Below are 25276 nucleotides of genomic sequence, written 5' to 3'. Positions count from 1 at the left end.
CCATGATTCGTTTACCAAGCTTTTTTAAGCGAAAAACCCAGTCTGATGACCTTGAAATAGGTTCAAGGGGTAGTCGCACCGCCAAACGAGCAGCCCCACGCAGTTTTCAGCGCGCAGCAGAAGCTGAAGAACTTGCCCTCACAGAAGATCCAGAACAACAAAGAGCGCGCCATCGCCTGATTGGTGCTGCTGTCCTCGTATTAATTGCTGTTATTGGCTTACCTCGTATTTTGGATAACAAACCAAAGGCATCATCTAACGACATCGCAGTAAACATTGTTACCAGCTTACCTATTCCTGGTACAGAACCTAAGGCTGAAGAGAAACCAAAAGTAGAGACTCCTGTTGAGCCTGTTAAAGAAGCTCCTAAGGTCGCCGCTGCACCTGCACTTGCACCAGAAGTGAAGCCAGAAGTAAAAGTAGAGGCTAAGGTAGACGCTAAACCAGCGGCGCCTGCAGTAAATAAATCTGGCACATTAGGTTTGGCTGCGGGTGAAGAGGTGGTTGCTGCCGCAGGTCCTAAGGCTGACGCGAAGCCTAAGGCAGAAGATGCCCCCAAGCCTAGCGCTTCTGGATCGGGTAAGTACGTGATTCAGATTGGTGCCTTTGCTTCAGAAGAGCGCGCTAAAGGTTGGATTGCAAAGCTGAAAGATCAAAAGATTCCTAACTACGTCTTGAATAAGGCGGGTAGTGATGGCACAAAGCTATATGTATTACGTGCAGGGCCATATACAGATAAAGATGCTGCAGAAGCGGCGGAAAAGAAAATTAAGGCGATGGGTCTTTCACCAAGACTTGTCGAGTCCGGTAAGCAGTAATGGAATACTTGTCCACCCTCAAGCTAACATCGGTGGATTACTTCACCCTAGTTGTACTCTTGGTTTCTGCCTTGGTAGGTATCTCGCGCGGTTTATTTAAAGAGGTGCTTGCTTTAGCCTCTTGGTTCGCAGCCGCTTGGGTTGCTTATCACTACAGCAATTACCTCTCAACCGAGTGGCTCTCGACGTTTCATCTAGATGAATTGCTGAGTCTTGGTGTGAGCTTCATCATTTTATTTGTATTAACCCTCATCATCTGTGGTTTGTTTGGTGGTGTAGTGCAGAAAATTATTTTGTCAGTAGGCCTTAGTTTGACTGACCGTTTCTTGGGTTTGATATTCGGTGTGATCCGCGGAGGCTTAGTCATCGTAGTGCTGGCCACCTTAGCTGCACTCACACCTATTCCGCAAAGTATGGCCTGGAAGAATGCTATTACCAGACCAGCAATTGATATGGCAACCGGTTTAATTAAAGGTTGGCTTCCTGCCGACTGGGCAAAACAATTAGGTGATGCAATGCCTAAAGTTAGCCCTACCATTGCTCCTAAATTAACAATAGGAATCTAGAGATATGTGCGGCGTCGTCGGAACTGTTTCCCACTCACCAGTAAATCAACTTCTCTATGATGCGCTGCTACTTTTGCAGCATCGCGGACAGGATGCGGCAGGTATTGCAACGATGAATGGTAATTCGTTCACGATGCACAAAGCCAATGGCTTGGTACGAGATGTGTTTAGAACTCGCAATATGCGTAGTTTGGTTGGTAACGCTGGTATTGGCCAGGTGCGCTACCCAACTGCAGGCTCTGCAAGTAGTGAAGAAGAGGCGCAACCTTTCTACGTGAGCGCACCTTACGGCATTATTTTGGCGCATAACGGTAATTTAACGAATGCACCTAGCTTGCGGGTAGAGATGGCGTATCGTGACCGTCGTCATATCAATACCAGCTCTGATACTGAAGTATTGCTTAACGTGTTAGCTGATGAACTTCAAAAAGAAACTAATAGCGCGGCCCTAGATGAAGGCGCGATGTTTAACGCTGTTACTGGTGTGACTAATCGCGTTAAAGGTTCGTATGCAGTAGTTTCTTTAATAGCGGGTTATGGCTTATTGGCCTTCCGAGATCAGTACGGCATTCGTCCGCTGTGTATTGGTCGTATCGATACTCCTCAGGGCCCTGAGTGGATGATTGCATCTGAGTCTGTAGCGCTCGAAGGCTTAGGCTTTACTTTTGTTCGCGACGTTCATCCAGGTGAGGCAATTTATATCGACTTAGATGGTAATTTCTATTCACGTCAATGTGTACCTAATGCGGTGTTGACACCTTGTATTTTTGAATATGTCTACATGGCACGTCCTGACTCCATCATTGACGGCGTGATTGTCTACAACGTGCGTATGCGCATGGGAGATTACCTGGCCGAGAAGATCCGCAAAGAGACTAATGTCGATGAAATCGATGTGGTGATGCCGATTCCGGATTCCAGCCGTCCAGCAGCTATGCAGGTAGCAAAGAAATTGGGCGTGGATTACCGTGAAGGCTTCTTTAAGAACCGTTACATCGGCCGTACATTTATCATGCCTGGCCAAGCTGTTCGTAAGAAGTCTGTTCGTCAAAAACTCAATGCCATGCGTATTGAATTTAAAGACAAGACGGTATTGATTGTGGATGACTCCATCGTTCGTGGCACAACCTCATTTGAGATTGTGCAGATGGCACGTGAATCTGGTGCGAAGAAGGTGATTTTTGCATCTGCTGCACCACCAGTGCGTTTCCCGAACGTTTACGGTATTGATATGCCAACTCGCAGCGAATTGGTTGCCTATGGCCGGACTGATGAAGAGATCAATAAGATGATTGGTGCAGATCAGTTGATCTATCAAAGCATTGAAGATATGAAGCAGGCAGTGAGGGACGTTAATCCAGATATCAAGAACTTTGAAGCATCTTGCTTTGATGGCTTCTATATTACGGGTGACATTACCGAGTCCTATCTTGATGCCTTAGAAGCCGCTAGAAATACCTCTGATGCGAAGGCTGATCGTCAGAAGGATTCGAGTGACTTCGCCCGTTCACAGCTCCACCTGCATTTGGCTACCGAAGACTAAAAAGCGACAGGAATTTGCCTTACTCGAGGCAAATTCGTAATTCGGTGTCAAAATAGCAGTATGAAGAGCAAAACTATCCGTAAAAAACCCGATTTTTCTAAGCTAGCGCTCGAGACCTTAGCGGTTCGCGCCGGTACTCGTCGCACTGCTGAATACCAAGAGCATTCAGAGGCGATGTTTCTGACATCCAGCTTCTGTTTTGATAGTGCAGAGTTAGCAGCTGATGGTTTTGCGCATGCTGACCAAGGCTTTATCTATTCTCGTTTTACTAATCCAACTGTAAGCATGTTCCAGGATCGCTTGGCTGCTTTAGAGGGTGGCGAGGCATGTATCGCCACCGCTTCCGGAATGTCTGCCATTCTGACAATGGCAATGGCGCATTTACAAGCAGGTGATCACGTGGTTTGCTCACGCTCGGTATTTGGTGCAACGATTCAGTTGTTCACTAATATCTTGGGTCGCTTTGGTATTACAACCACTTATGCTGATTTGGCTGATACCAAATCATGGCAGGCTGCCGTTCAGCCAAATACTAAGCTGTTCTACCTGGAGACTCCTTCCAATCCTTTAACTGAGATTGCAGACATTAAAGCAATCTCAAAAGTAGCGAAAAAGGCGGGCGCCTTATTCGCGGTGGATAACTGCTTCTGCACGCCTGCTTTGCAAAAACCATTGGCGCTTGGTGCTGATGTTGTGATTCATTCGGCCACTAAGTACTTAGATGGACAAGGCCGAGTAGTGGGTGGAGCAATTGTAGGCAGCAAAGATTTCATCATGGGTAAAGTATTCCCATATGTTCGTACCGCAGGGCCAACGCTATCCGCATTCAATGCCTGGGTGTTCCTCAAAGGCCTGGAGACTTTAGAGCTTCGCATGAAGCAGCAGAGTCAGAATGCACTCGCCTTGGCTCAATGGCTTGAGAAGCAATCTGGAGTAGAGCGCGTTTACCATCCCGGCCTGAAATCGCATCCTCAACATGCGTTGGCAATGCGCCAGCAAAAAGAGGGTGGGGCGATTGTTTCTTTCACATTGAAGGGTGGCAAGAAGGCAGCGTTCAAGCTTATCAACCAAACGAAGCTTTGCTCGATTACTGCAAACTTGGGTGATACCCGCACAACTATTACTCACCCAGCTACAACAACGCATTGCCGTGTGACGCCTGAGGCTCGTAAAGCCGCTGGTATTTCGGATGGCTTGGTGCGTATTGCAGTTGGCCTTGAAAATATTAATGATCTGAAGGGTGACCTCGTTGGCGGACTCAAAAAATAATCAAGTGCATCAAGATAAACCCATGGGCTTCTCCGATGCCACGCAATTTTGGAATGAGCGCTTCGATAAAGAAGAGTTCATATTTGGCAAAGAGCCTAACGAGTACCTTGTTGAGAAAACAAAGCAATATCTAAAGCCCAAAGATAAGGTTCTTTGTATTGCTGACGGCGAGGGTCGCAATGGCGTTTGGCTTGCTAAGCAAGGCATGCAGGTTATTGGATTTGATGCATCCGATATTGCGCTAGCTAAAGCAAAACAGTTTGCCAAAGATAATCAAGTGCAAGTTGAGTATTCTTTCTCTGATACTGATAGCTATGCGTGGCAAGAAAATACTTATGACGCAGTGATTGGGATCTTCATTCAATTTGCCGATCCAGCAATGCGCGCTAGAATCTTTGAGCAAGCTTACAAGGCGACAAAACCTGGTGGACTCTTTATCTTGCAGGGCTATACTCCTAAGCAACTAGATTACAAAACCGGCGGCCCATCATTAATAGAGCATCTCTACACAGAAGAGTTAATTAGAGATCTTGCCAAAGACTTTGAAATACTTGAGCTTGTAAGTTACGAGAAAGAACTTTCTGAGGGCCCGCGCCACACTGGCATGTCTGCAATATTGGGATTGGTTGCTAAGAAGTGACTGCTTTCCTATGAAGACTATTGAAATTAAAAGCGCATGGCAGGGTAATAGTGACTGTAATGCCTGCTCCATCCGTAGCTCTGCACTCTTTGCCGAATTAAATGAAGAAGATTTTTCCAAAATTCATTCGCCAATTGATGATCTACGATATGAAGCAAATACAGGGATTTATACACAGGGAGATTCTGCTGAGCATTTATTTACCTTGCGTGAAGGTTATATAAAGCTATTGCATATCAATTCCGATGGCTCAACTAGAATAGTCCGATTAGTAATGCCGGGTGATTTATTCGGGATGGAGGCTTTGTTGGGCAAGATTTATGCTCATTCAGCCACTGCTTTATCAAATATCCATTTATGCCGCATACCAAAAGCCATTATTTCCAGTTTGGGAGAAGAGTCACCACGCTTGCATAGGCAGATTGTGAAGAAATGGGGTGAGGCCTTGGCTCAATCAGAGTCTTGGTTTTCTGAAATTAATACCGGGAGAATTGAGGTGCGCTTAGCGAGATTTTTCTTGCGTGTTGCTAAGATCTCTGGTGATATGGCGGTCTCGCCACTTTTCAAACGAGAGGACATGGGCTTAATGATGGATGTGAAATTTGAGACTATCAGCAGGGCACTTGCTTCAATGGCAGAGCAGGGCTTAATCTCAAATATTAGCAGATTGAGTATTCAGATACCTAGCATGGAGAATCTACGAAAGTTTTCGCAGGTAGGTTCATAAAGACTAATTGCAAAAAAATGCCGCCTATTCATAAAATAAGCGGCATTTTTATTTGCTCAGCTAAGAATTATTTCAGAATCGGAATTAAGCTTTCTTAGCGTAAGCAGAGCACCAGCCCTTACCGGCAACTTGCTTTCCTGCAAACAATGAACAACCACCAGCAGCAGCGCCAACCTTACCTTGAAACAATGCACAGTTATCGCACTCTTGGCCAGCAGCGTATTTTGCATACTTGGCTTTATCAACTGTAGCTGCGTTTGCTTTGTAACCTAATGCAGCAGCCTGTGGATCAGTTTCAGCAACCATAGCTTGAGCTTGAACTTTATTGTTCAAAACTAATGTACAAGCACCAGCAGCTGACAAAATCATAAATTGACGACGACTATTTTTCATATGAACTCCAGTTTTAGATAAATAAGAGGGTAAAAAAACTAACTATATGGCATGTTAAAGAGGATGACACTACTATCAATAGGGGTTTCTCAGTATTAAGTTTAGTCATGATTGGGCACACAATATGCATAAAAGCATTTAAAACGGCATTCCAATTAAAAAATAATACAAAGAGGGTTTTATGAAAAAGTTTCTTTCTCTTGGTCTGATATTGTTTTCAGGCATTTCAGCAGCGCAATCTGGCGTATCAGCCAGCCCTGAATTGCTGCAAATTATTGATAAATCCACTAATTTTGTGGTCAAAACATCCAAAGGGTCAATTGAAATTACCCGTGTGATGACGCCTTGCGCCAAAAATAAAGGGTGGTTGCAACCATTAATTCCTATTAAAGGCGTGGTTCCCGTTGATGAAATCGATGTATTAAATGCATTAAACGATAAAGATTCAGTGGTAGTCGATATGCGCGTAGTTGATGATCGCGTTAAAGGAACAATCCCCGGCTCTATTGGCATTCCATATACTGAAGTGGCAATGCGCATGGATGAGTTGGGTTGCAAAAAGCCTGCTGCCGGATCAACTAAATGGGATTGCTCAAAGGCGAAGAAAGTCTATGCTTTTTGCAATGGTCCTGTTTGTCCGCAAAGTCCAATGGCGATGGCTGCCATGACTCGTGATGGTTTCCCTGCTACGAAAATCTATTACTATCGTGGTGGCATGCTTGACTGGGATGCGCTTGGATTGACTACTATAAAGGGTGAGCTTTAAAACTTTTGCTCACCTTATTATTTAATAAAAGGGAGCCTAGGCTCCCTTTTCCATATTGCACTTAATAAAGTTGCAATTATTTTTATTGCATTGTTGAATTCACCCCGGTGTAAGTCTTTATTTTGTAAGCATGATCCATATCAAATCATTGGGATTTGATATGGATCAATCAATTGATGTGTATTCACTCCGAAATCTTGACTTACCATAAGCGCGGTCAATAAAATACAATTAAATATATTATTAAAAAATGACAAAATAATAATTGTCATTAGGATGGCTTATTTGGTGGACTATAGATCAAATAGGCTGTAAATTGCATCGTTATTAAGGTCCTCTATTGGTTCGTGTTGCACTAATTTTGAAATGTGGTTAACGGTACTGCTAATCTCAACATAAACTTAAAAAGAGTGCAGGCGTCTACAGATGATGTCTGCCAAATAATGAAGGCTCTCTCTAGCCGAGGTCGAATGATGTTGTCGTGTCAAATTGGACGGGGAGAGAAATGTGTGGGTGAATTGGAAGGATACTCTTAGCTATTCATTAGCCTACCTGATCGCAGCAATTAGCCGTGTTACGCAATGAGGATTTAGTAAAGACTAGGAGAGAGAGGTAATTTTATTACTCGCTATCCAGTTATGCTGTCCTCCCTGTTATGAGGATGTTAAATCAGAATTACTGTAGTGAATAACCAAAGGGGGTTTTATATGAAATGTAATGTTGGCGGTATTGATCGTATGCTACGCATGGTTGTAGGTTTGGTTCTAATCGGACTTGCCCTTACTGGAACGTTGGGCATATGGGGATGGATTGGAATTGTTCCTTTGGCTACCGGATTGTTTAGATTTTGTCCAGCGTATCCGTTGCTGGGAATTAATACTCGTGGCACCGGTTCTTGTGATGGCGGCGGTGGCTGTAAGTAGTTTAAAAGATGGTAATTAGCGGCCCATAAAAGGGCCGCTTTTTAATTTTTTGTGAAGTTTTTTTCTCGCCTGCTATGCAGGGTATTGGCACGCATAATTTATTCTCATCGTGTATTCAGGATCAGCCCCAACAATGAGAAGGTTATGTAAAAGTAGATTGCCCTAGAAGAATTGCAGTATCTGGAATTTAATGCTCTATAAATCTTCGTGGATCATTAATGGGACGTAAAGGCATGATGTGAATTTGTTTTCCATCTAATTCAACATGCATCCTACTGCCAACCGCCATATTTAATCTCTTAATTTCAGCTGTAGAGGCTTCCCATTCAATCCGGTGCTCACTGTTTTCTACTCGCAACTGTATAACTGCGATCTGTCCAAGGCTGCTCATTTTTTCAATGGATGCAGGCACACTTATTGATGAGGATATGTCATGTACGCTCAAGCCACTCTGAGGAATAACCCATGCCACTTGGGCATCCGGCGGAATTTTTCCTTTATCAGCAACATCAAAGCTTCGTTCACATCCATCCCAAGTAAGCTTGCCTGCATTAAATCTTCCTTGAAACATATTACTAATTCCAACTAGCTCTGCTACACGAGAGTTTCTTGGTCTTTGGAAAAGTGTCTGGGGGACGGCTGTTTGGAGGCTAACCCCTTCATCGATCACTGTGATCCTGTCAGCCAGTAAATCTGCTTCACGTAAATCGTGCGTGACCAATACGATGGGGATATTCAAATCTTTGCGTAAGTCGGCAAGGGTTTTGTACAGACTTTTACGTGTTGGAGCATCGATTGCGGAAAAGGGTTCATCGAGTAATAAAATTTTGGGCTGTCTCGCTAAGGCACGAGCTAATGCAACGCGTTGCTGTTGACCGCCGGAAAGTTGATCTGGCATTCGATCTGCAAGATCGGCAATACCCATCTTAACCAACCATTCCTTAGCTATCCATATTCTTTTTCTTGAATTGGGCTCAGAATTTTGTAATGGAATGCTGACATTCTCGGCTGCCGTAAGATGCGGAAATAGGGCGTATTGTTGAAATAAAAAACCACAAGAGCGCCGTGCAGGGGTTAGATTCTTGCTTATGCCATTTAGTTCATTGGCTTCAAACCAAACCTCATTGCCACATATAATTCGGCCAGTCTTGGCTTGGCTTAGGCCTGCAATAGCTCGAAGTGTGCTTGTTTTGCCGCTCCCAGATGGGCCAACCAGCGCGTGTAGTTCTCCTGCCGCACATTCAAGACTAATTTGCAGAGGGTTGGGGAGGGTTTGAGCAATCTTTAGCTTAAGCATTAAGTTCTCAATCTGCGCGGGTAACGCGAGCTTTTACCAAAGACCCCATAGGAGAGGGTAATTGAAATCAGTGATACTCCCAAAAGAAGTAGGGCCAAAACGCCTGCCCCAGAAGAATCAAAATTTTGCACCTTGTCATAAATGGCGATTGAAACCGTCTTGGTTTCTCCGGGAATGGCTCCACCAACCATCAGCACCACTCCAAATTCACCTAGGGTATGTGCAAAGGTCAGCACAGTGGCGCTTATGATGCCCCGCCAGGCAAGTGGTAGCTCGATTAAGCGAAAGATTTGCCAATTTGAAAGTCCGCTAACCTGTGCTGCTTCTCGTATATCGGGGTTAATGGATTCAAATGCCCTCTGGATTGGTTGAATGGCAAATGGTAGGTTTGCGATGAGTGATGCAATCAGAATGCCCGCAAAGGAAAAGACCAAAGGAATCCCAAATAAGGTCTTGCCGCTTAATCCAGTTAAGAGGTAAAAACCCAAAACTGTAGGGGGTAGAACTAAGGGTAGTGCCAGTACAGCTTCGATCCACGGTTTGCATTTGTGGAGCTTGAAAAGTGAGTAGGACACCCAAATCCCAAAAGGAATGATGAGAACCACGGTCCAAAGGGCGAGCTTAATTGAGAGAAAAATTGCATCTGCATCCATCGTTTAATTGTATTGCTTATTTAAGCATGGATTCCTGTAAGATTGAATTCAATTTAACGGGAATGTATGGCTAAGCTAAGGACATATATTTGAAACCATTACTACTATTAAGCTTCCTATGGCCAAAAAAACAAATTTAAGTGCCCTTAAGGCGGTGCAGAAGTCCGCTCTACAGGCTACTAAATTAATGAAAGTTCTAGCAAACCAGAAGCGTCTTTTATTGTTATGCGAAATTGCTCAGGGTGAAAAATGTGTGAGTGACTTAGAGTTGAGCACCGGAATAAAGCAGCCAACTCTTTCGCAGCAGCTAACCGTCTTGCGTGAAAATAAGATCGTTCAAACACGCCGCGAAGGAAAGCAAATTCACTATACCGTTAAAAGCCAAGCAGCATTAGCAATAATGGAGGTGTTATATGCACAGTTTTGTAAAAAAGCGACTTAGAACTTAGATGATGAATATTTTCTCCGCCCTCAAGAGGGTATTAACCCCGAGCCCACCTGAGTCGATTCCTGAGGGGGCGGTATTCATTGACGTGAGATCACCGATGGAGTTTTCCGGGGGAAGCATTCCTGGTGCTATCAATATTCCGGTGAATCAAATTCAACTCATTGCGGCTCACAAACCTGCTATTCATAAGCAAAAACCTATTGTTGTATTTTGCGCTTCCGGAATGCGCTCGGGTGTTGCAAGGCGTCAATTAATCTCGATGGGTTATGAGATCGTAATCAACGGTGGCGGTGTATCTCAACTTGCGATGCGTTTGGCGCAACCGCGCTCCTAAATACTGCACCGTACTATAGTCAACTAGTTACTAAAAAGTAAATCTGACTCGCGACATTCGTTTTTTGGCCCTTGATTGGCGCTAATTCAATAGAACCTAGCGTTTCTCCTAACTAGCATTGTACCTATTGTGCGTTCATTATCACTTTATACATAATATTTATATTGATAAAATCAGATACGATTGGAGCGGGCATGAACTTAGCACTCAAGATGGTTTTAGCATTCATTTTTATAGCGCTATCTACATTTGCGCGTGCAGATGCAGAGATTTTGCGACCTTTTATTCTGGCCTCAAAAGTAGTTGGCGCTTTAGACGGCGTAACGGAAACCACTAGGACAGCTTTAGTGAGCAATGGATTTGAGGTTGTTGGGACTTACAGACCCTATAGCAATGCCGTGATCTTGATTGTTACTAATGAAGAATTGAAGAAAAATGCAGCTAGTTCAGAGTATGGTGGCTTTGGAGCTGCGCAGAGAGTTGCTTTAACAAAGGTTGGTAATGAAGTTCAGGTCAGCTTTACCAATCCCGTATACATGGCAAACGCCTATCGCATGAAAGATCAGCAAGAGGGGGTTAAGGCTAAATTAGTTGCGGCGCTTGGCAATGTGGAAAGTTTTGGAGCAAAGGGTATGACAGCTGAGGATGCTCGCTCTTACCACTACATGATTGGCATGGAGTACTTCACAGACCCCAGCATATTAGCAACCTATAAAACACATGAAGAGGCGGTAGCAGCAGTAGAGTCAGGTTTATCGCAAGGTAAGTTTGGAGTAAAGCAGGTTTTTCGTGTTGACGTTCCTGGATCAAATGAAACATTGTTTGGTGTTGCATTAAAGGGTGGCAGCGACTCAAAAGCGCAAGACGATAAGTTCATTATGAGTGAGATTGATTTTAGAGATTTGAAATCTACCGCTCATCTTCCGTATGAAATATTGGTCTCAAAAAGTACTGTTTTAGCCCTTTATGCTCGTTTTCGTATTGCAATTAATTTTCCAGATTTAGCAATGATGGGATCGCATAGCTTTGTCAATATCATGAGTACCCCCGAAGCGATTCGAAAAGCTTTAAAGGCCACTGTAACTGGCGCACCAGAGTAATGGCGGCTGTTGCAATGCATCATTGTGCTTAAAATTTTTGCTGAGAAGTTAATCTAAACTCCTGGGCGACTAGGGAAACTCAGTAGAAAACATTATTGTTTTTTATAGAATGTTATGTTGGAATAAGGTATTCGTAATTTAATCAAAATGAAGAGCAAAAACGTGAGTAAAAATTCTCAAGAGAATCAAGTAAAGCCTTACTGGAATCCTCTGGTAGCGGGTTTATTGTTAGGCGTTGTTCTTTTATTGACTTTTGTCATTACCGGTCATGGATTGGGTGCGACCGGCTTCACTACTCGATTAACCGCTTGGTTGGGGGTACATGTCGCCCCGCAAGCCACTCTAGCTAATGACTATCTAGGCCCCTTGGCCGAGGAATCTAGTCCACTCAGCTCCTGGATTAGCTGGCAATTCTTGGGGGTTGCTCTAGGTGCTTTGCTTTCAGCATTTTTGGCCCATCGCCTTAAAATTCAATTGGATGGTAAGCGCTTTTTAGGTGGCGCTAGTCGCCCATTTACCGCTTTAGGTGGCGGCATCTTAGCTGGCTTTGGCGCACGAGTTTCAGCCGGCTGCACTAGTGGATTGGGTTTATCGGGAGCCGCTACTCTGAGTTTAGCTGGCTTTGTATTTTTAGTGACCTTCTTTGCCGTTGGTCTAATTGCAAATCGCTTTATGAAGGAGTCGCACTAATGAGTGAAATTATTTCAGGCCTATTATTAGGCGGTGCTTTTGGTTTTGTCTTGGAGCGCGCCGGTTTTGGCAGTCCATGCAAATTGACTGCTCAATTTCGATTGACAGATTGGTCGGTATTTAAGGTGATGTTTACTGCAATCGTATTTACCGCAGTTGGCCTCATGATTTTGGAAAAAATGGGTATCGTTGCGTCACAAGAGCTTTTTGTGCCGCCGGCATTTTTAGGTGCGGCGGCTCTTGGCGGCGCGTTGGTTGGTGCTGGGTTTGCTATCGGCGGCTACTGTCCAGGCACTTCTTTGGTCGGATTTGTATCGGGTCGTTTAGATGCGGCAATCTTTCTAATTGGTTTAGTAATTGGTACCGTGGCTTTTTCCATGCTATTTGGAAGTATTGAGTTTCTGACCTCGGCTGGTGAGTATGTGCAGGCGAGCACTTTACCTGAGGCCCTTAATTCTTCTGATGTTTTGATTAATGCTTGCATGATTGGCGCAGCGATTGGCGTATTTGTATTGGGCTCCTGGATGGAAAAGAAGGCGGGCGGCCCAATTCAAGCGGTTGATGCAATGAATGGCTGCGAGATTCGCAAGTAATTTTATAAATATTTTTAAATATTTATTATGCAAAGGCAGAAAATGAATAAGATTCAAATCATAGTGGCATCCGCTTTATATGCCCTGTCAGGCTTAATACAGGCCGCCGGTCTGCCGGGTCCGATTGTCAGTACTGACTGGTTGGCAAGTAATTTAGCTAATGTTCAAGTTCTTGAGGTTACCGGACAGGTTAAGAGTTTCATTAAGGCGCCGGAGTTTGAGATAGACAAGAAGACTGGTAAAAAAATGCTAGTGGATGCTGGCGGCCATATTGAGGGATCTCATTTGCTGAACTCAAAAGATGTCCGTGTTGAGCGTCTTTTAGATGGCGATAAAACTAAATTTCTCATTCCGGAGCAAGCAGACTTCCAAAAGTTGATTCAGTCCGTTGGTATTAATTCTAATAAGCCGATTGTGATTGTTCCCATTGGCATGGATATGTCTGACGTTGACGAGGGCCTACGTGCTTTTTGGCAATTCAAGGTGTATGGCGAAAGTAATATTGCTGTATTGGATGGTGGTTTAGCGGGATGGCTAGCTGAAGGCCGAGCATTCTCTACGGCACCCGCACCTACAGCTGTCGGTAATTGGGTGGCTCAAGCAGCCAACAAGGATTTAATTGCCACTACTGCTGAAGTTGTTCAGGCATCCAAATCTGGCAATATTCAATTGATCGATTCACGTCAGCCTATGCAGTACTTGGGCATTAACAAGAAACCTGATGTAGCTGGTTTTGGTCATATTCCAGGCGCAAAAAATTTCGCACCAGAGCTGATGTCTCGATCTGTAGATGGCGCTTTATATTTCTTAAAGCCAGTAACTTATGCTGCTGTTATGGAGGCAAATGGTATCAAGCCAAAGGAACCTTCAATTAGCTACTGCAATACTGGTCACTTAGCCGCTGGCTCTTGGTTCATCATGACTGAAATCTTGGGTAATAAGTCTGCGCAACTTTATGATGGTTCGGCGTACTTGTGGACTAAGCAGGGCAATAAACTTGAGGGCGTACCTCTGAATTAGTAAGGAATAAAAACCCGTTACCAGTTGGCAACGGGTTTTTTTATCAACTATGCATGAGTTAAAAAATAGATCTAAAAAAGAAAAGGGGATTGAATGAAAGCTGGAAAAATTGTTAGTGCGATGATGTTAGGTGGACTTATTTCTACTGGTGCATACGCAACAAATGGATATTTTGCTTCTGGCTACGGTATTCAGTCTCAAGGTATGGGTGGCGTGAGCATTGCATTCCCACAAGATTCTTTGGCAGCAGCAAGTAACCCAGCCAGTATTGGCTTCTTAGGGGATCGCCTGGATGTCGGTGTAACTTACTTCCAGCCAAATCGTTCTGCCACTTTGTCCAACTCAGGATATGGGGGGCAATCAATGCCAAGCATGAATGGTTCTTATGATGGAAATGGTACCAAGAGCTTCTGGATTCCTGAATTTGGTATTACCAAAGCGATTAACAAGGAATTTTCTGTTGGTTTGAACGTATTTGGTAATGGCGGTATGAATACAAACTATACAGCTCGTATTCCGCAGTTTAACGGCGGAACGGCTCAAGGAACAGCCAATAACAATACTCCCGGCGTAAATCTCGAGCAGATGTTCATCTCGCCGACTGTGTCATGGAAGCCCATTGAGAATCAATCCCTTGGCGTTTCTTTGATATATGTGAATCAAACATTCTCTGCAACTGGCTTGGGTAATTTTGCTAGCCCTCAAGCATCTAGCTCATACAAAAATGTTACTGATAACGGTAACTCAAATTCATCTGGTTTTGGTTATCAATTGGGTTGGCTTGGAAAGTTCACGGATTATTTGAGTGTTGGCGTACGTTATCAGCCGAAGATTACTATGTCGAGCTTTGGTAGCTACAGTGGCTTATTTGCTGGTGGTGGATCATTCGATATACCTGAGACGTATGGTGCTGGCTTGGCATTTAACCCAACTAAAGATATCACTCTTGCCGCGGACTATCAAAATATTAAGTACGGGAACATACCTTCTATTGCGAACCCGATATCTAACTTTAATACCGCTCAATTAGGCTCTACCAATGGACCTGGCTTTGGATGGCAAAATATTAATGTTTACAAGCTCGGAGCAAACTGGCGCATTAATCCTAGTTGGGCGGTACGGGTCGGATATAACTTTAATGATCAGCCAATTCCTAGTTCGCAAACCCTATTTAACGTGCTTGCTCCGGGCGTAATCACCCAACAAGCTTCTATTGGCGCTACATACTATATTGGTAAAGAGTATGAGATCTCAGGTTTTTATGCCAGAGGTTTTAGCCAGACTGTTACCGGAAACTATTCTGCCGCTGGTTTGACAGGCACCTCGAGTCTGAATATGCACCAAGACTCCCTAGGCTTGGCATTTGGTTGGAAGTATTAATGCCTTTCTATTTGTTTGATTTTAGCTTCGACTAATTTCAGCCCCTCGCCTAGGTGAGGGGCTTTTATTCATAGTAGGTTACATGTATTTATGATCTAGATCATGAATATAGCTTGACTCTAGAAAGCAATTTTTTTAATATATAAATTTATATATTATTGCTCTAGGAAAAGTAAGGCTATTTAAAGGCGTATATTTGGGTTCATATCTGCGTTAGCCTCTAGATCATTTGTAGTGAGGGTAGTTAATAACTGCAGTAATCATTGATGAAGAAAGAAAAGCTATGTCCAAAAAATCAACTGTAGCAGCATTGGCGATTGCATTAGCAGGATTGGCTTCGGCGCCAATCGCTCACTCCGCTGATACGTCTACAGCTCCTGCTAGCGGAGAGCAAAAAAAGCCTTGTGCCCCTAAGAAAGAAGCCTCAAACCCTTGTGGCCCAGCAAAGAAAAAGGCCGCAAACCCTTGTGGTCCATCTAATCCGTGCGGCCCAAAGAAACGTAAATCGGCAGAATAAGTTTTTGTTCTCCATGTCGATTGAGTCGACCCTTTGTTTGGCGGCGCAACAGCTTGCCGCTATTCAAATGGACTATGCCCAAAAAGGGTTGACTTTAAGTCAGATTGCATTATGTGGCGCTAAAGAATTTATAGAGTGGCAGCACTATCCGCGTAATGATTTGGTGGATGAGGAAAGTGGTTATGAGTTTTACTATCACGCCCATTCGGCTGATGAAACGCCTTTAGATGAACATGGCCATTTCCACTTATTTAGTCGAGATGCCCGAAATCCAGAGGAGTTTTGTCATCTAATTGCCATTGCCTTGAACCAAAAGGGCTTACCCATCAGGATATTTACAACGAATCAATGGGTTACTGGTGAGCTATATGCATCTGCCGAGGAGGTTTTACAAAGACTCAGGCTGTTTGATGTGGCAATCAAGGGCCGCATGAGTCGAGTGGCCGCTTGGATTACTGCTTTTACCAGCTTGTTCTATAAAGATATGGAAGCTTTGATTCTGGAGCGTGATTTGGTTGTTGAAAGTTTATCAGCGGAACTTGGGGGCATGGAGACTGCATTGGAATCAAGGAGGGACGCGGTTTTAACGCAGTGCAATATTGATTTGATGGCAAGGCTTTCTGAAAACCTCTTAATTGAATGTTGAATAGTGCACCCACCTTTTTTGTATATGTTCTTTAGGGTTTATCGCTATTCAATAGATCGGTAAAAATGATTCAAATATGCGTTCACATGCATATATTTACGAAATGAGAAAAGCGTTGAGAAAAAGAGCGGTTGATGTGACAAAGAGTTTGAGCCCCGCGTTAATGGAACAAGTATTTTCCGTCATGGCCGGTTACTTTAGCGTCCTCTCTGAATCCTCACGTTTGAGAATTATGTATGCCATTTGTGGTGGAGAAAAGTCTGTCTCAGAAGTGCTTGCATTGTGCGGCTCGAGTCAGGCAAATATTTCTCGTCAACTTACTGCGCTGCATAAGGCTGGAATTGTATCTAGACGTAAAGAGGGAGTGACCGTTTATTACGCTATTGCTGATGAAGCAACGGTAGAAATGTGCCAGTTGATCTGCGCAAAAATAGCTCAAGAGTTACATTAATTTTTTTCGGTATTTATCAAATTTAATTAGAGGTTAAATGTCTAAAGATCAAATTGAATTGGGTGCAAAAGATATTTCTGCAGTCGAGAAACCTCTCGATCGTGCACGCATAATTAAGGCGCCAGAAAATTTTCTATCAAAAGAATTAATTTCTGACATTAATAAAAATGGCTTAGATGAGAATCGACGTGGCTTTTTGCGCAAGAGCTTTATGGCGGCTGCGGCTGCTGGTGTTTCTACTGGACAAGCATTTGCAGGTTCTATGCCGGTTGAGGGCGATCCAGCAATTTTAGAAAAGCAGCCTTGGCAAACCACTCTTGGCAAGAATGTGGCCACTATGCCTTATGGCTTGCCTTCTATTTTTGAAGCCAATATTGTTCGTCGTGAATTGCCAGGATTGACGCGAGTGTCTGCCGCCTCCGTTGCATTTACTCCTTTGCAAAGCTTATTCGGCATTATTACTCCGAATGGTTTGCATTACGAGCGTCACCACCAAGGTTGGTACAACATTGATCCCAATATGCACCGCTTAATGATTAATGGTTTGGTTAAACATAATCGTGTGTTTACGATGTCTGACTTGATGCGTCTGCCTTCAGTATCACGCATTCATTTTATTGAGTGCGGTGCAAATACTGCGGTTGAGTGGGGTAATTCTGCAGTGCCAACCGTTCAATATACCCACGGAATGCTTTCTTGCTGTGAGTTTACTGGTGTGCCACTTTCTGTTCTTTTGGAAGAGTGCGGTGCCGATCTGAAAAAAGGTAGATACCTCATGGCTGAGGGTAGCGATGGCTCAGGTGAGAATCGCACTATTAACATGGAGCAAATCGATGAGATTATGGTTGCATGGGCAATGAATGGTGAGATGCTGCGCCCCGAAAATGGCTTCCCATTGCGCTTAGTTGTTCCAGGCGTCCAAGGTGTTAGCTGGGTGAAGTGGTTACGTCGTCTAGAGTTGGGTGATATGCCGTATGGCACCAAAGACGAATCTGCTCAATATGCTGATCTAATGCCGAATGGCACTCAACGTCAATACACCTCTATTCAGGAATGTAAATCTGTTATCACCACTCCATCAGGCGGTCAGCAATTGCTTGATAAAGGCTTCTATAACGTTTCCGGAATGGCCTGGTCCGGACGCGGAAAGATTCGCAAAGTGGATGTTTCATTCGATGGTGGCAATAACTGGCGTACTGCTAGATTGGAAACCCCCGTACTTTCTAAAGCAATTACCCGCTTCAATATTGGTTGGAACTGGGATGGTGCACCTGCCATCATTCAGTCGCGCGCTACCGACGAAACTGGTTATGTTCAGCCAGCAATTAAAGCACTGCGAGATGTGCGTGGTTCGAGAGGTATCTATCACAATAATTCGATTCAATCGTGGAAAATCGAGAGCAACGGGGAGGTTGGCAATGTCCAAGTTGGTTAAACCTAGCATTGCGGTAGCGCTACTTTGCTTATTCATCTGGCAGAGTGTGTTCGCCCAAACCAGTAAATATCCCGGTATTGGTAGAGAGGCCACTCCGGCTGAAGTCAAGGCTTGGGATATTGACGTTCGTCCTGATTTCAAAGGATTGCCGCAAGGATCCGGTTCAGTTGCTGATGGTCAAGTAGTGTGGGACGGTAAGTGCGCCGCATGTCATGGTTCTTTTGGGGAATCAAATGATATCTTTACGCCACTAGTTGGCGGCACTACTAAAGAAGATATCAAGACCGGCAGAGTGGCTGCCCTGGCTGATAACAAGCAGCCTCACAGAACGACAATGATGCGCCTTTCCACTGTGTCGACTTTATGGGACTTCATTTATAGGGCAATGCCATGGAACGCACCGCGTTCTTTATCGGTTGATGAAACATTCGCAGTGGTTGCCTATATTTTGAACCTGTCAGAAGTTGTTCCAGACGATTTTGTTCTCTCGGATAAAAATATTGCCGAAGTGCAAAAGCGTATGCCCAACCGTAATGGCATGGTCATGGCGCCTGGTTTATGGCACGTTAAGGGCAAGTCTGACGTTACTGGTAGTTCTTGTATGACCAATTGCGTTAAATTTGTGCAAATTGGCTCCAGTTTGCCTCCTGAAGTCCGTAATGCTCAAGGTAACCTGGCTGAGCAAAACCGGACATTTGGTCCATTTGTCGGTGTTGATACCGCCAAACCTCCATTGAAAGCTTTGCCTGGTGCAGATGGTGTGGCGCACTCATCTATTACTAAAGTGGCAAAAACGCCTGCTGACCTGTTTAAAGACAATAATTGCTCAGCTTGCCATGCTCAAGCAACTAAGCTTGTTGGGCCCTCTACGAATGATGTGGCAGCCAAGTATAAGGATCAGTCTGGTGCAGAGGATATGTTGGTCAAGAAGGTAAAAAATGGAGGATCTGGTGTTTGGGGTGCTATCCCAATGCCACCGCAGTCTGACATTTCGGATGAAACCCTTCATAAGTTAGTGCATTACGTTTTAACAGGGCAGTAAGATAATTTAGTAAAAGCTTTGGAAGTAATATTACTTATTAATTGGACATACAGCATTGGCTGAATTGATGTTGTTTGTTGAAGATTTGAATTACCGTTAAAAGATTGAAAAGGAGTTTTTATGAATGAGCAACGCCGTGTTTTGCTGAAATACTCAGCAGTTTTTGGCTTGATGGCCTCAGTGGGCTTGATTACTGAAGCTCAAGCTGCCGAGTGGAACAAAGCCGCTTTTGACGGCAAAAATCTTGACGAAGTATTCAAGGCCCTTAATGCTGGTACTCCAGAGAAATCTGCAGAGGTAGTAATGACTGCGCCTGATATTGCAGAAAATGGTGCAGTTGTGCCCGTTAACGTCTCATCTACCGGCAATGCTGACCAACTCGCAATTCTGGTTGAAAAGAATCCCGGAACACTCGCGGCTCAATTTTTCATTCCTGCTGGCACAGTGCCTAATGTAACAACACGCATCAAAATGGGTCAGACCTCCAATGTTTATGCTCTAGCAAAAATTGGTAATAAATGGGTGATGGCAGTTAAGGAAATTAAAGTGACCTTAGGTGGTTGCGGCGGTTAATTGATTAAATTTGAGAATTACATTGATATATATTTAGATAAAGGAATAAAAAATGCCTGATCCAATGCGCGTAAGAGCTGCTGAGAGCGGTGGTGTAGTTGATGTCAAAATTTTGATGAAACATGATATGGAGTCTGGTTTACGAAAAGATGCTGCCGGCAAGACTGTTCCCGCCTGGTTTATTAAGAACCTCAATGTAAAGGCTCAAGGCAAAGATGTATTGAATGCGGAATTCGGGACAGCGGTTTCTAAAGACCCTTTCTTGAATTTCAAGTACAAAGGCGCCAAAGGCGACAAGATTGTCGTTAGCTGGACTGATAGCAAAGGCGAAACAAGAACTGACGAAGCAACTGCTTCTTAATTCTGAGTTGGCTAAATATAATTAAAAAGGTTGCCATGAAGACGCGTATTTTATACGGCACAATTATTGGAGTTTTTGTCATGTTGCAAGGATTTTCTAATCTTGCTTCATCACAGACCTCCGGTTCATCAGCGGCTCCAACTGATGGGATAGAAAAATATCGAGCAATGATTGCTGATGGCAACCCTGCTGATTTATATGAGGCTGCAGGTGAAGATCTTTGGAAAAAATCCATGGGTCCGAAAAATACTTCATTGGAGAAGTGTGATTTGGGTATGGGCCCTGGCGTTGTAAAAGGTGCCTATACGCAGTTACCAAAGTACTTCAAGGATACAAACAAAGTGCAAGATCTTGAGTCTCGTTTGGTCACTTGCATGGAAACACTCCAGGGATATAGTCGTCAAGAAATTATTAAAGAACGCTTTGGAAATGGCGTACGTAAAGATCTTGAGGCTGTTGTAGCTTACGTGGTTTCTGAGTCTAAGGGGATGAAGATAGAGACTGCTGCAAAGCATCCCAAGGAAAAAGAACTTTATGAGATGGGTAAGAAGTCTTTCTACTACCAGGGTGGTCCAATGGACTTTTCTTGCGCTTCTTGTCATGGGTCTGATGGCAAGCGCATACGTTTGCAGGAATTGCCAAATATCACAACCCAAAAAGGCGCTGAAGCTGGTTGGGGTTACTGGCCTGCATATCGCGTTTCCACTGGTGATTTTTGGACAATGCAACGTCGTTTAAATGATTGCTACCGTCAACAGCGCTTCCCTGAGCCAATTTTCATCTCTGAAGACACAATTGCTGTTTCGCTTTATATGGCTATAAATGCTAAAGGTGGAACCATGAACGCACCGGGGCTAAAGCGTTAAACGCTTGAGATCATGATATGAAAACTAAATTACTCTTTTTAATGCTCGCCCTTGAGATTTCTATTGGGGTTGCACATGGTGCCTCGGCCTTTGACCAAATGCTGTCCTCTAGTTTTAAGGCGAATGGTATTGCGGGGCTTGATCGATTGAATCAAGATGCTGCGCAGAAGTTTTGCTCTAACCCAGTAAATTTGTCTGGCGGTGGAGATCCCAAGATGCGCGAAAAAATTCAAAATGCAAATATGGCTAGTATCAAACAGCCATCAGATGGAAAGTATATCGGTAACTGGGTGGATGGCGAAAAAATTGCTCAAAGTGGTAGGGGGGCAACATGGTCAGATAGCGCTGATTCAATTAATGGCGGGTCTTGCTATAACTGTCACCAGATTGATATCAAAGAGCTATCCTACGGAAACATTGGTCCGTCGCTTTGGAATTACGGCAAGATGAGAGGCTACTCAAAAGAGGTGATTGATTACACCTGGAATCGTATTAACAACGCAAAAGCTTATAACGTATGTAGCAACATGCCACGTTTTGGCCACTTTAAATTGTTAACTGAAAAGCAAATGCAAGATGTTATGGCTTTGCTCCTCGATCCTGAGTCACCCGTAAATAAATAACAAAATAAAACGGGCCGTAAGGCCTGTTTTTACTAATAGGGATTTACTATGTCACTAAGTCGTCGTGAGTTCTTGCAAGCGCTAGCTGTTGCCTCCGCTGGCGGTATGAGTTTGCATTCTGGTTTTGTAAATGCTCAAGGCTCTGCACAAAAATTTTATGACTTACCAAAGTTTGGTAATGTCCATTTCTTGCATTTTACAGACTGCCATGCGCAGTTGCTACCAATTTACTTCCGGGAGCCAAATGTCAATCTAGGCATTGGTGCGCAAGAAGGTAAAACGCCTCACTTAGTTGGCGAATATTTCTTGAGGGCCAATGGCATTAAGCCTGGTACTCATGATGCGCATGCGTTCACTTATTTAGATTACGTGGCTGCCGCTCAGAACTACGGCAAGATGGGCGGATTTGCTCATATGGCGACTTTAATTAAGCAATTAAAAGCAAATCGTCCTGGCGCATTACTTCTAGATGGTGGCGATACTTGGCAGGGATCCGGTACAGCTCTTTGGACCAATGGTCAAGATATGGTAGATGCAGCACTTGCTTTGGGGGTTGATGTGATGACTCCTCACTGGGAAATGACTCTTGGCGAGAAGCGCGTTATGGAAATTGTCAATGGCGATTTTAAGGGCAAGGTTTCTTTCGTAGCCCAAAATATTAAGACCGCAGATTTTGGTGATAACGTATTTAATCCCTATGTTATGAGAGTGCAAAACGGAATACAGATTGCCATTATTGGTCAAGCGTTCCCATACACACCGATTGCGAATCCGCGATATTTCACTCCCGACTGGACTTTTGGCATTCAGGAAGAGAATCTCCAAAAGACCATTGATGAAGTGAGGGCAAAGGGGGCAAAAGTCGTTGTATTGCTATCTCACAATGGCATGGACGTTGACTTAAAGATGGCTTCACGAGTAAGTGGTTTAGATGCCATTATGGGTGGGCATACGCATGATGGTGTGCCTATTCCCGTAAAGGTTAAAAATTCTGGAGGTGTCACTTTAGTTACTAATGCTGGCTCTAATACAAAGTTTTTGGCCGCATTAGATTTTGATGTCAAAGGGGGTAAAGCAATTGATTTCCGCTATAAATTATTCCCAATCTTTTCAAATATGATCCCAGCTGATCCGGCGATGAGCAGGTTGATTGCAAAGATCAGGGCTCCATATGAAGCCAAGCTGAATGAGAAATTGGCCACTACTGAGGGTCTCTTGTATCGACGTGGTAACTTCAATGGCAGCTTTGATCAACTTATTCTAGATGGCTTGATGTCTCAGAAAAATACGGAAATTGCTTTCTCACCTGGCTTCCGTTGGGGTACCAGCCTATTGCCGGGTCAAGCTATTACTCGCGAGAATTTGCTTGATCAAACGGCGATTACTTATCCCTACACCACTGTGACCAATATGACTGGTGAAACAATTAAGACTATTCTTGAGGACGTAGCCGATAACCTCTTCAATCCAGACCCGTATTATCAGCAAGGTGGCGATATGGTTCGCGTTGGTGGATTGCAATACACCATCGACCCAGCGGAAGCTGCTGGCAAGCGGATCACCGATATGCGTTTGAATGGCAAGTCTATAGAGGCTAATAAAGTTTACAAAGTGGCTGGTTGGGCTCCGGTTAGTGAGGCGGCAAGGGATGCTGGCACAGAACCAATTTGGGATGTGATTGAGCGTCACCTGCGTGATGTCAAGTTGGTTAAAGCCGTTAAATTAAATGAGCCAATCATTAAGGGTGTGAGTAATAATCCTGGTATGGTTTCTATTGCCTAATATCCTGTAAATCTTCATGAATAAAATATTACGATTACTGGCGGCGACCTTATTTGCTTTTGCTGCTTTGACTGCTCAGCGGTCATATGCTGTGGGCTCAGAGGTCACATACCAAATAGATGATGCTCAAGTCCAGGGGATCAAGGGTCTTAGGAGTATCCGTAATCATTTAGATGTTGCGCCTGACACTAAGATTATTGTGGTGACTTATGCTGAAGGCGTTGATCTTTTGTTAGAAAATGCAAAAGATATTAAAAATAATATTGAATACGCTCCATTAATTTCTGCATTGAAATCTCGTGGCGTACGTTTTGAGGTTTGTGAAATTACTTTGAAGAATCGCAACCTTAAGAAAGACCAATTTATTCTTGATGCCGACTTCACTCCATCTGGCGTAGTTCGCATTGGCGATTTGCAATACAAAGATCATTTCGCCTACATTAAGCCTTAATATTTCCTAGTCTATTCGCCAGATGTTGATCAGGTTCATTAAGATAGCGCTCATTGGCGGCGCTATTTTTCTTGCTGCGAGCATTTCTCATGCAGCTGAGCCAAAAAATGATCCTGCTGGAATCCTATTAAAGCCCATCAAGGTGGCTCCAAATACCTATTTTGTGCAAGGATTGGCAGAAATGGGTGCTAGTCAAAATCAAAACTTTATCTCTAATGCTGGCTTTGTGATTACACCTAAAGGGGTGGTAGTCGTTGATGCCCTTGGATCTCCAGTGCTGGCTCAAAAGCTAATTCAAGAAATAAAGAAGATAAGCGCACAAAAGATTGTTGCGGTTATTGTTACTCACTATCACGCTGATCATGTTTATGGTCTACAGGAGTTTAAAAAGATTGGTGCAAAAATATACGGACAAAGCGAAGGAAGAGGTTATATTTCTTCTGAAACTGCCAAGCAAAGACTGATCACCTCTCGTGTTGATTTTGCTCCTTGGGTTAATAAAGATACCCACTTAGTGCCAGCGGACATTTGGTTCGATAAGCATTATCAACTCAATATTGGTGGCCTTGATTTCATTATTAGTAGAGTGGGTCCAGCGCATTCGCCCGAAGATGTTTTGGTATACGTTCCTTCAGAGGGCGTGCTATTTGTAGGGGACTTAGTTTTTCAAGGCAGAATTCCTTATGTAGGCAATGCTGATAGCAAGGGTTGGCTGTTAGCCCTTGATGAGTTTGAAAAATTCAACTCTAAGGTCATCATCCCTGGTCATGGGCCCCAGTCAATTAATCCGATTGAAGACATTCGTTTTACTCGTGATTACTTACGTTTTTTACGAGAAAGCATGGCTCCGGCAGCTCTTAATATGGATGCGTTCGATGGGGCCTATAGCGCAGTAGACTGGTCTGAATATGATGGAATTCCTCTATTTAAGGCTGCCAACCGTATGAATGCCTATAACGTCTACCTCTCGATTCAAGGCGAATAGGGCAAATTTAGTTCCTAAGCCTTAAAATAGGCAATTCTTGGGCTGAATGATGGATTTGTCATGAAATTAAATCGATTGCATCTTACCTTTACTTTTTTGGCGATTTCCAGTTTTGCCCTTAGCTTCTCTGTTTCCGCATCTAGTGATTTTGCTCATGGCAAGAGAATTGATGAGGAGAAGTGTTACACCTGTCATGCGAAAAAAACAGGTTTTGGCAATGGCGATATGATTTACACGCGTAAGGATTCGAAGGTGCAAAGTTTTAGCAGGTTAAAGACCATGGTCGGAATGTGTAATGCGGAGTTACGGCTGGATCTTTTTCCAGAGGATGAGGTTGATGTGGTGACCTACTTAAACGGGCAGTTTTACAAATTTAATAAATAG

31 protein-coding genes are annotated in these 25276 nt (G+C 43.8%); 28 read left to right on the top strand and 3 right to left on the bottom strand.

Annotated elements, in window-relative coordinates; translation table 11 throughout:
• The first annotated feature begins 2 nt into the window (after positions 1 to 2).
• The 6 genes from VC159_RS06730 to VC159_RS06705 are packed head-to-tail and all read left to right on the top strand — an operon-like array spanning position 3 to position 5563.
• Positions 3 to 818 (top strand): SPOR domain-containing protein, encoded by an 816-nt coding sequence (locus VC159_RS06730; protein ID WP_323473109.1) that lies wholly within the window; start codon positions 3 to 5, stop codon positions 816 to 818.
• A complete protein-coding gene (locus VC159_RS06725) occupies positions 818 to 1384 on the top strand; it encodes a CvpA family protein (RefSeq protein ID WP_215359969.1) in 567 nt (188 codons plus the stop codon). The genes VC159_RS06730 and VC159_RS06725 overlap by 1 nt, the downstream gene beginning before the upstream one ends.
• A gap of 4 nt (positions 1385 to 1388) precedes the next feature.
• A complete protein-coding gene (purF, locus tag VC159_RS06720; protein WP_215359971.1) occupies positions 1389 to 2927 on the top strand; it encodes an amidophosphoribosyltransferase in 1539 nt (512 codons plus the stop codon).
• A 60-nt stretch (positions 2928 to 2987) separates the two neighbouring features.
• Positions 2988 to 4196, top strand: coding sequence for an O-succinylhomoserine sulfhydrylase (locus VC159_RS06715; protein WP_323473108.1), 1209 nt, complete (start codon positions 2988 to 2990; stop codon positions 4194 to 4196).
• A complete protein-coding gene (locus VC159_RS06710) occupies positions 4168 to 4836 on the top strand; it encodes a class I SAM-dependent methyltransferase (RefSeq protein ID WP_323473107.1) in 669 nt (222 codons plus the stop codon). The genes VC159_RS06715 and VC159_RS06710 overlap by 29 nt, the downstream gene beginning before the upstream one ends.
• Positions 4837 to 4846: 10 nt before the next feature.
• Positions 4847 to 5563 carry a Crp/Fnr family transcriptional regulator gene (locus tag VC159_RS06705; protein WP_215359975.1) on the top strand — a complete coding sequence of 239 codons (717 nt, stop codon included), beginning with the start codon at positions 4847 to 4849 and terminating at the stop codon, positions 5561 to 5563.
• A gap of 84 nt (positions 5564 to 5647) precedes the next feature.
• On the opposite strand, the gene VC159_RS06700 is transcribed toward VC159_RS06705, so the two are convergent.
• Entirely contained in the window at positions 5648 to 5956 is a 309-nt protein-coding gene (locus tag VC159_RS06700) for a high-potential iron-sulfur protein (protein WP_215359977.1), read from the bottom strand.
• 181 nt (positions 5957 to 6137) lie between these two features.
• Here VC159_RS06700 and VC159_RS06695 point away from each other — a divergent pair, with 181 nt between their 5' ends.
• A complete protein-coding gene (locus tag VC159_RS06695; RefSeq protein WP_215359979.1) occupies positions 6138 to 6722 on the top strand; it encodes a rhodanese-like domain-containing protein in 585 nt (194 codons plus the stop codon).
• A 707-nt stretch (positions 6723 to 7429) separates the two neighbouring features.
• A complete protein-coding gene (locus VC159_RS06690) occupies positions 7430 to 7645 on the top strand; it encodes a DUF2892 domain-containing protein (protein WP_215359981.1) in 216 nt (71 codons plus the stop codon).
• A 187-nt stretch (positions 7646 to 7832) separates the two neighbouring features.
• On the opposite strand, the gene VC159_RS06685 is transcribed toward VC159_RS06690, so the two are convergent.
• Both VC159_RS06685 and modB read right to left on the bottom strand, forming a co-directional pair.
• Positions 7833 to 8942 (bottom strand): ABC transporter ATP-binding protein, encoded by a 1110-nt coding sequence (locus tag VC159_RS06685; protein WP_215359983.1) that lies wholly within the window; start codon positions 8940 to 8942, stop codon positions 7833 to 7835.
• Positions 8942 to 9595: a molybdate ABC transporter permease subunit gene (modB, locus tag VC159_RS06680; RefSeq protein WP_215359985.1), complete on the bottom strand. Its 654-nt coding sequence runs from the start codon at positions 9593 to 9595 to the stop codon at positions 8942 to 8944. The genes VC159_RS06685 and modB overlap by 1 nt, the downstream gene beginning before the upstream one ends.
• A gap of 118 nt (positions 9596 to 9713) precedes the next feature.
• Between modB and VC159_RS06675 the strand changes: the two genes are divergently transcribed.
• The 20 genes from VC159_RS06675 (at position 9714) to VC159_RS06580 (ending at position 25276) form a co-directional block, all read left to right on the top strand.
• Positions 9714 to 10037 (top strand): ArsR/SmtB family transcription factor, encoded by a 324-nt coding sequence (locus tag VC159_RS06675; RefSeq protein WP_215359987.1) that lies wholly within the window; start codon positions 9714 to 9716, stop codon positions 10035 to 10037.
• 7 nt (positions 10038 to 10044) lie between these two features.
• Positions 10045 to 10377, top strand: a complete 333-nt coding sequence (locus VC159_RS06670) for a rhodanese-like domain-containing protein (RefSeq protein WP_215359989.1) — start codon at positions 10045 to 10047, stop codon at positions 10375 to 10377.
• 194 nt (positions 10378 to 10571) lie between these two features.
• Positions 10572 to 11477, top strand: coding sequence for a hypothetical protein (locus tag VC159_RS06665; RefSeq protein ID WP_323473106.1), 906 nt, complete (start codon positions 10572 to 10574; stop codon positions 11475 to 11477).
• Positions 11478 to 11639: 162 nt separating this feature from the next.
• Positions 11640 to 12167, top strand: coding sequence for a YeeE/YedE thiosulfate transporter family protein (locus VC159_RS06660; protein ID WP_251367799.1), 528 nt, complete (start codon positions 11640 to 11642; stop codon positions 12165 to 12167).
• Positions 12167 to 12760 (top strand): DUF6691 family protein, encoded by a 594-nt coding sequence (locus VC159_RS06655; RefSeq protein WP_215359994.1) that lies wholly within the window; start codon positions 12167 to 12169, stop codon positions 12758 to 12760. Before VC159_RS06660 ends, VC159_RS06655 begins: the two co-directional genes overlap by 1 nt.
• Positions 12761 to 12802: 42 nt before the next feature.
• Positions 12803 to 13780 carry a sulfurtransferase gene (locus VC159_RS06650; RefSeq protein ID WP_323473105.1) on the top strand — a complete coding sequence of 326 codons (978 nt, stop codon included), beginning with the start codon at positions 12803 to 12805 and terminating at the stop codon, positions 13778 to 13780.
• Positions 13781 to 13873: 93 nt separating this feature from the next.
• A complete protein-coding gene (locus VC159_RS06645; RefSeq protein WP_215359997.1) occupies positions 13874 to 15160 on the top strand; it encodes an OmpP1/FadL family transporter in 1287 nt (428 codons plus the stop codon).
• Positions 15161 to 15443: 283 nt separating this feature from the next.
• On the top strand, positions 15444 to 15677 hold the full coding sequence (locus VC159_RS06640) for a hypothetical protein (protein WP_323473104.1): 234 nt from the start codon (positions 15444 to 15446) through the stop codon (positions 15675 to 15677).
• A gap of 13 nt (positions 15678 to 15690) precedes the next feature.
• Positions 15691 to 16323, top strand: a complete 633-nt coding sequence (locus VC159_RS06635) for a DUF6969 family protein (RefSeq protein ID WP_416350442.1) — start codon at positions 15691 to 15693, stop codon at positions 16321 to 16323.
• Positions 16324 to 16486: 163 nt separating this feature from the next.
• Positions 16487 to 16774 carry an ArsR/SmtB family transcription factor gene (locus VC159_RS06630; RefSeq protein ID WP_215360003.1) on the top strand — a complete coding sequence of 96 codons (288 nt, stop codon included), beginning with the start codon at positions 16487 to 16489 and terminating at the stop codon, positions 16772 to 16774.
• Between the two features lie 37 nt (positions 16775 to 16811).
• Positions 16812 to 18209, top strand: coding sequence for a sulfite dehydrogenase (gene soxC / locus VC159_RS06625; RefSeq protein WP_215360005.1), 1398 nt, complete (start codon positions 16812 to 16814; stop codon positions 18207 to 18209).
• Entirely contained in the window at positions 18193 to 19251 is a 1059-nt protein-coding gene (locus tag VC159_RS06620; protein ID WP_323473102.1) for a c-type cytochrome, read from the top strand. The genes soxC and VC159_RS06620 overlap by 17 nt, the downstream gene beginning before the upstream one ends.
• 120 nt (positions 19252 to 19371) lie before the next feature.
• Positions 19372 to 19824, top strand: a complete 453-nt coding sequence (gene soxY, locus VC159_RS06615) for a thiosulfate oxidation carrier protein SoxY (protein WP_215360009.1) — start codon at positions 19372 to 19374, stop codon at positions 19822 to 19824.
• 52 nt (positions 19825 to 19876) lie between these two features.
• Positions 19877 to 20185 (top strand): thiosulfate oxidation carrier complex protein SoxZ, encoded by a 309-nt coding sequence (gene soxZ, locus VC159_RS06610; protein ID WP_215360012.1) that lies wholly within the window; start codon positions 19877 to 19879, stop codon positions 20183 to 20185.
• 35 nt (positions 20186 to 20220) lie between these two features.
• Positions 20221 to 21051 carry a sulfur oxidation c-type cytochrome SoxA gene (gene soxA / locus VC159_RS06605; RefSeq protein WP_215360013.1) on the top strand — a complete coding sequence of 277 codons (831 nt, stop codon included), beginning with the start codon at positions 20221 to 20223 and terminating at the stop codon, positions 21049 to 21051.
• Between the two features lie 17 nt (positions 21052 to 21068).
• Positions 21069 to 21674 (top strand): sulfur oxidation c-type cytochrome SoxX, encoded by a 606-nt coding sequence (gene soxX, locus VC159_RS06600; RefSeq protein ID WP_215360015.1) that lies wholly within the window; start codon positions 21069 to 21071, stop codon positions 21672 to 21674.
• A gap of 48 nt (positions 21675 to 21722) precedes the next feature.
• The gene (gene soxB, locus VC159_RS06595; protein ID WP_215360016.1) at positions 21723 to 23456 is read left to right on the top strand and encodes a thiosulfohydrolase SoxB; all 1734 of its coding nucleotides are present in this window, start codon (positions 21723 to 21725) and stop codon (positions 23454 to 23456) included.
• A gap of 16 nt (positions 23457 to 23472) precedes the next feature.
• Positions 23473 to 23907, top strand: a complete 435-nt coding sequence (locus VC159_RS06590; RefSeq protein ID WP_215360018.1) for a DsrE family protein — start codon at positions 23473 to 23475, stop codon at positions 23905 to 23907.
• A gap of 22 nt (positions 23908 to 23929) precedes the next feature.
• Positions 23930 to 24892, top strand: coding sequence for an MBL fold metallo-hydrolase (locus tag VC159_RS06585; RefSeq protein WP_215360019.1), 963 nt, complete (start codon positions 23930 to 23932; stop codon positions 24890 to 24892).
• Positions 24893 to 24952: 60 nt separating this feature from the next.
• Entirely contained in the window at positions 24953 to 25276 is a 324-nt protein-coding gene (locus VC159_RS06580; RefSeq protein WP_251367800.1) for a hypothetical protein, read from the top strand.

It is taken from the genome of Polynucleobacter sp. JS-JIR-II-c23, from assembly GCF_035011225.1.
Classification (GTDB): domain Bacteria; phylum Pseudomonadota; class Gammaproteobacteria; order Burkholderiales; family Burkholderiaceae; genus Polynucleobacter.
This window is presented reverse-complemented; position numbering and strand designations above follow the sequence as displayed.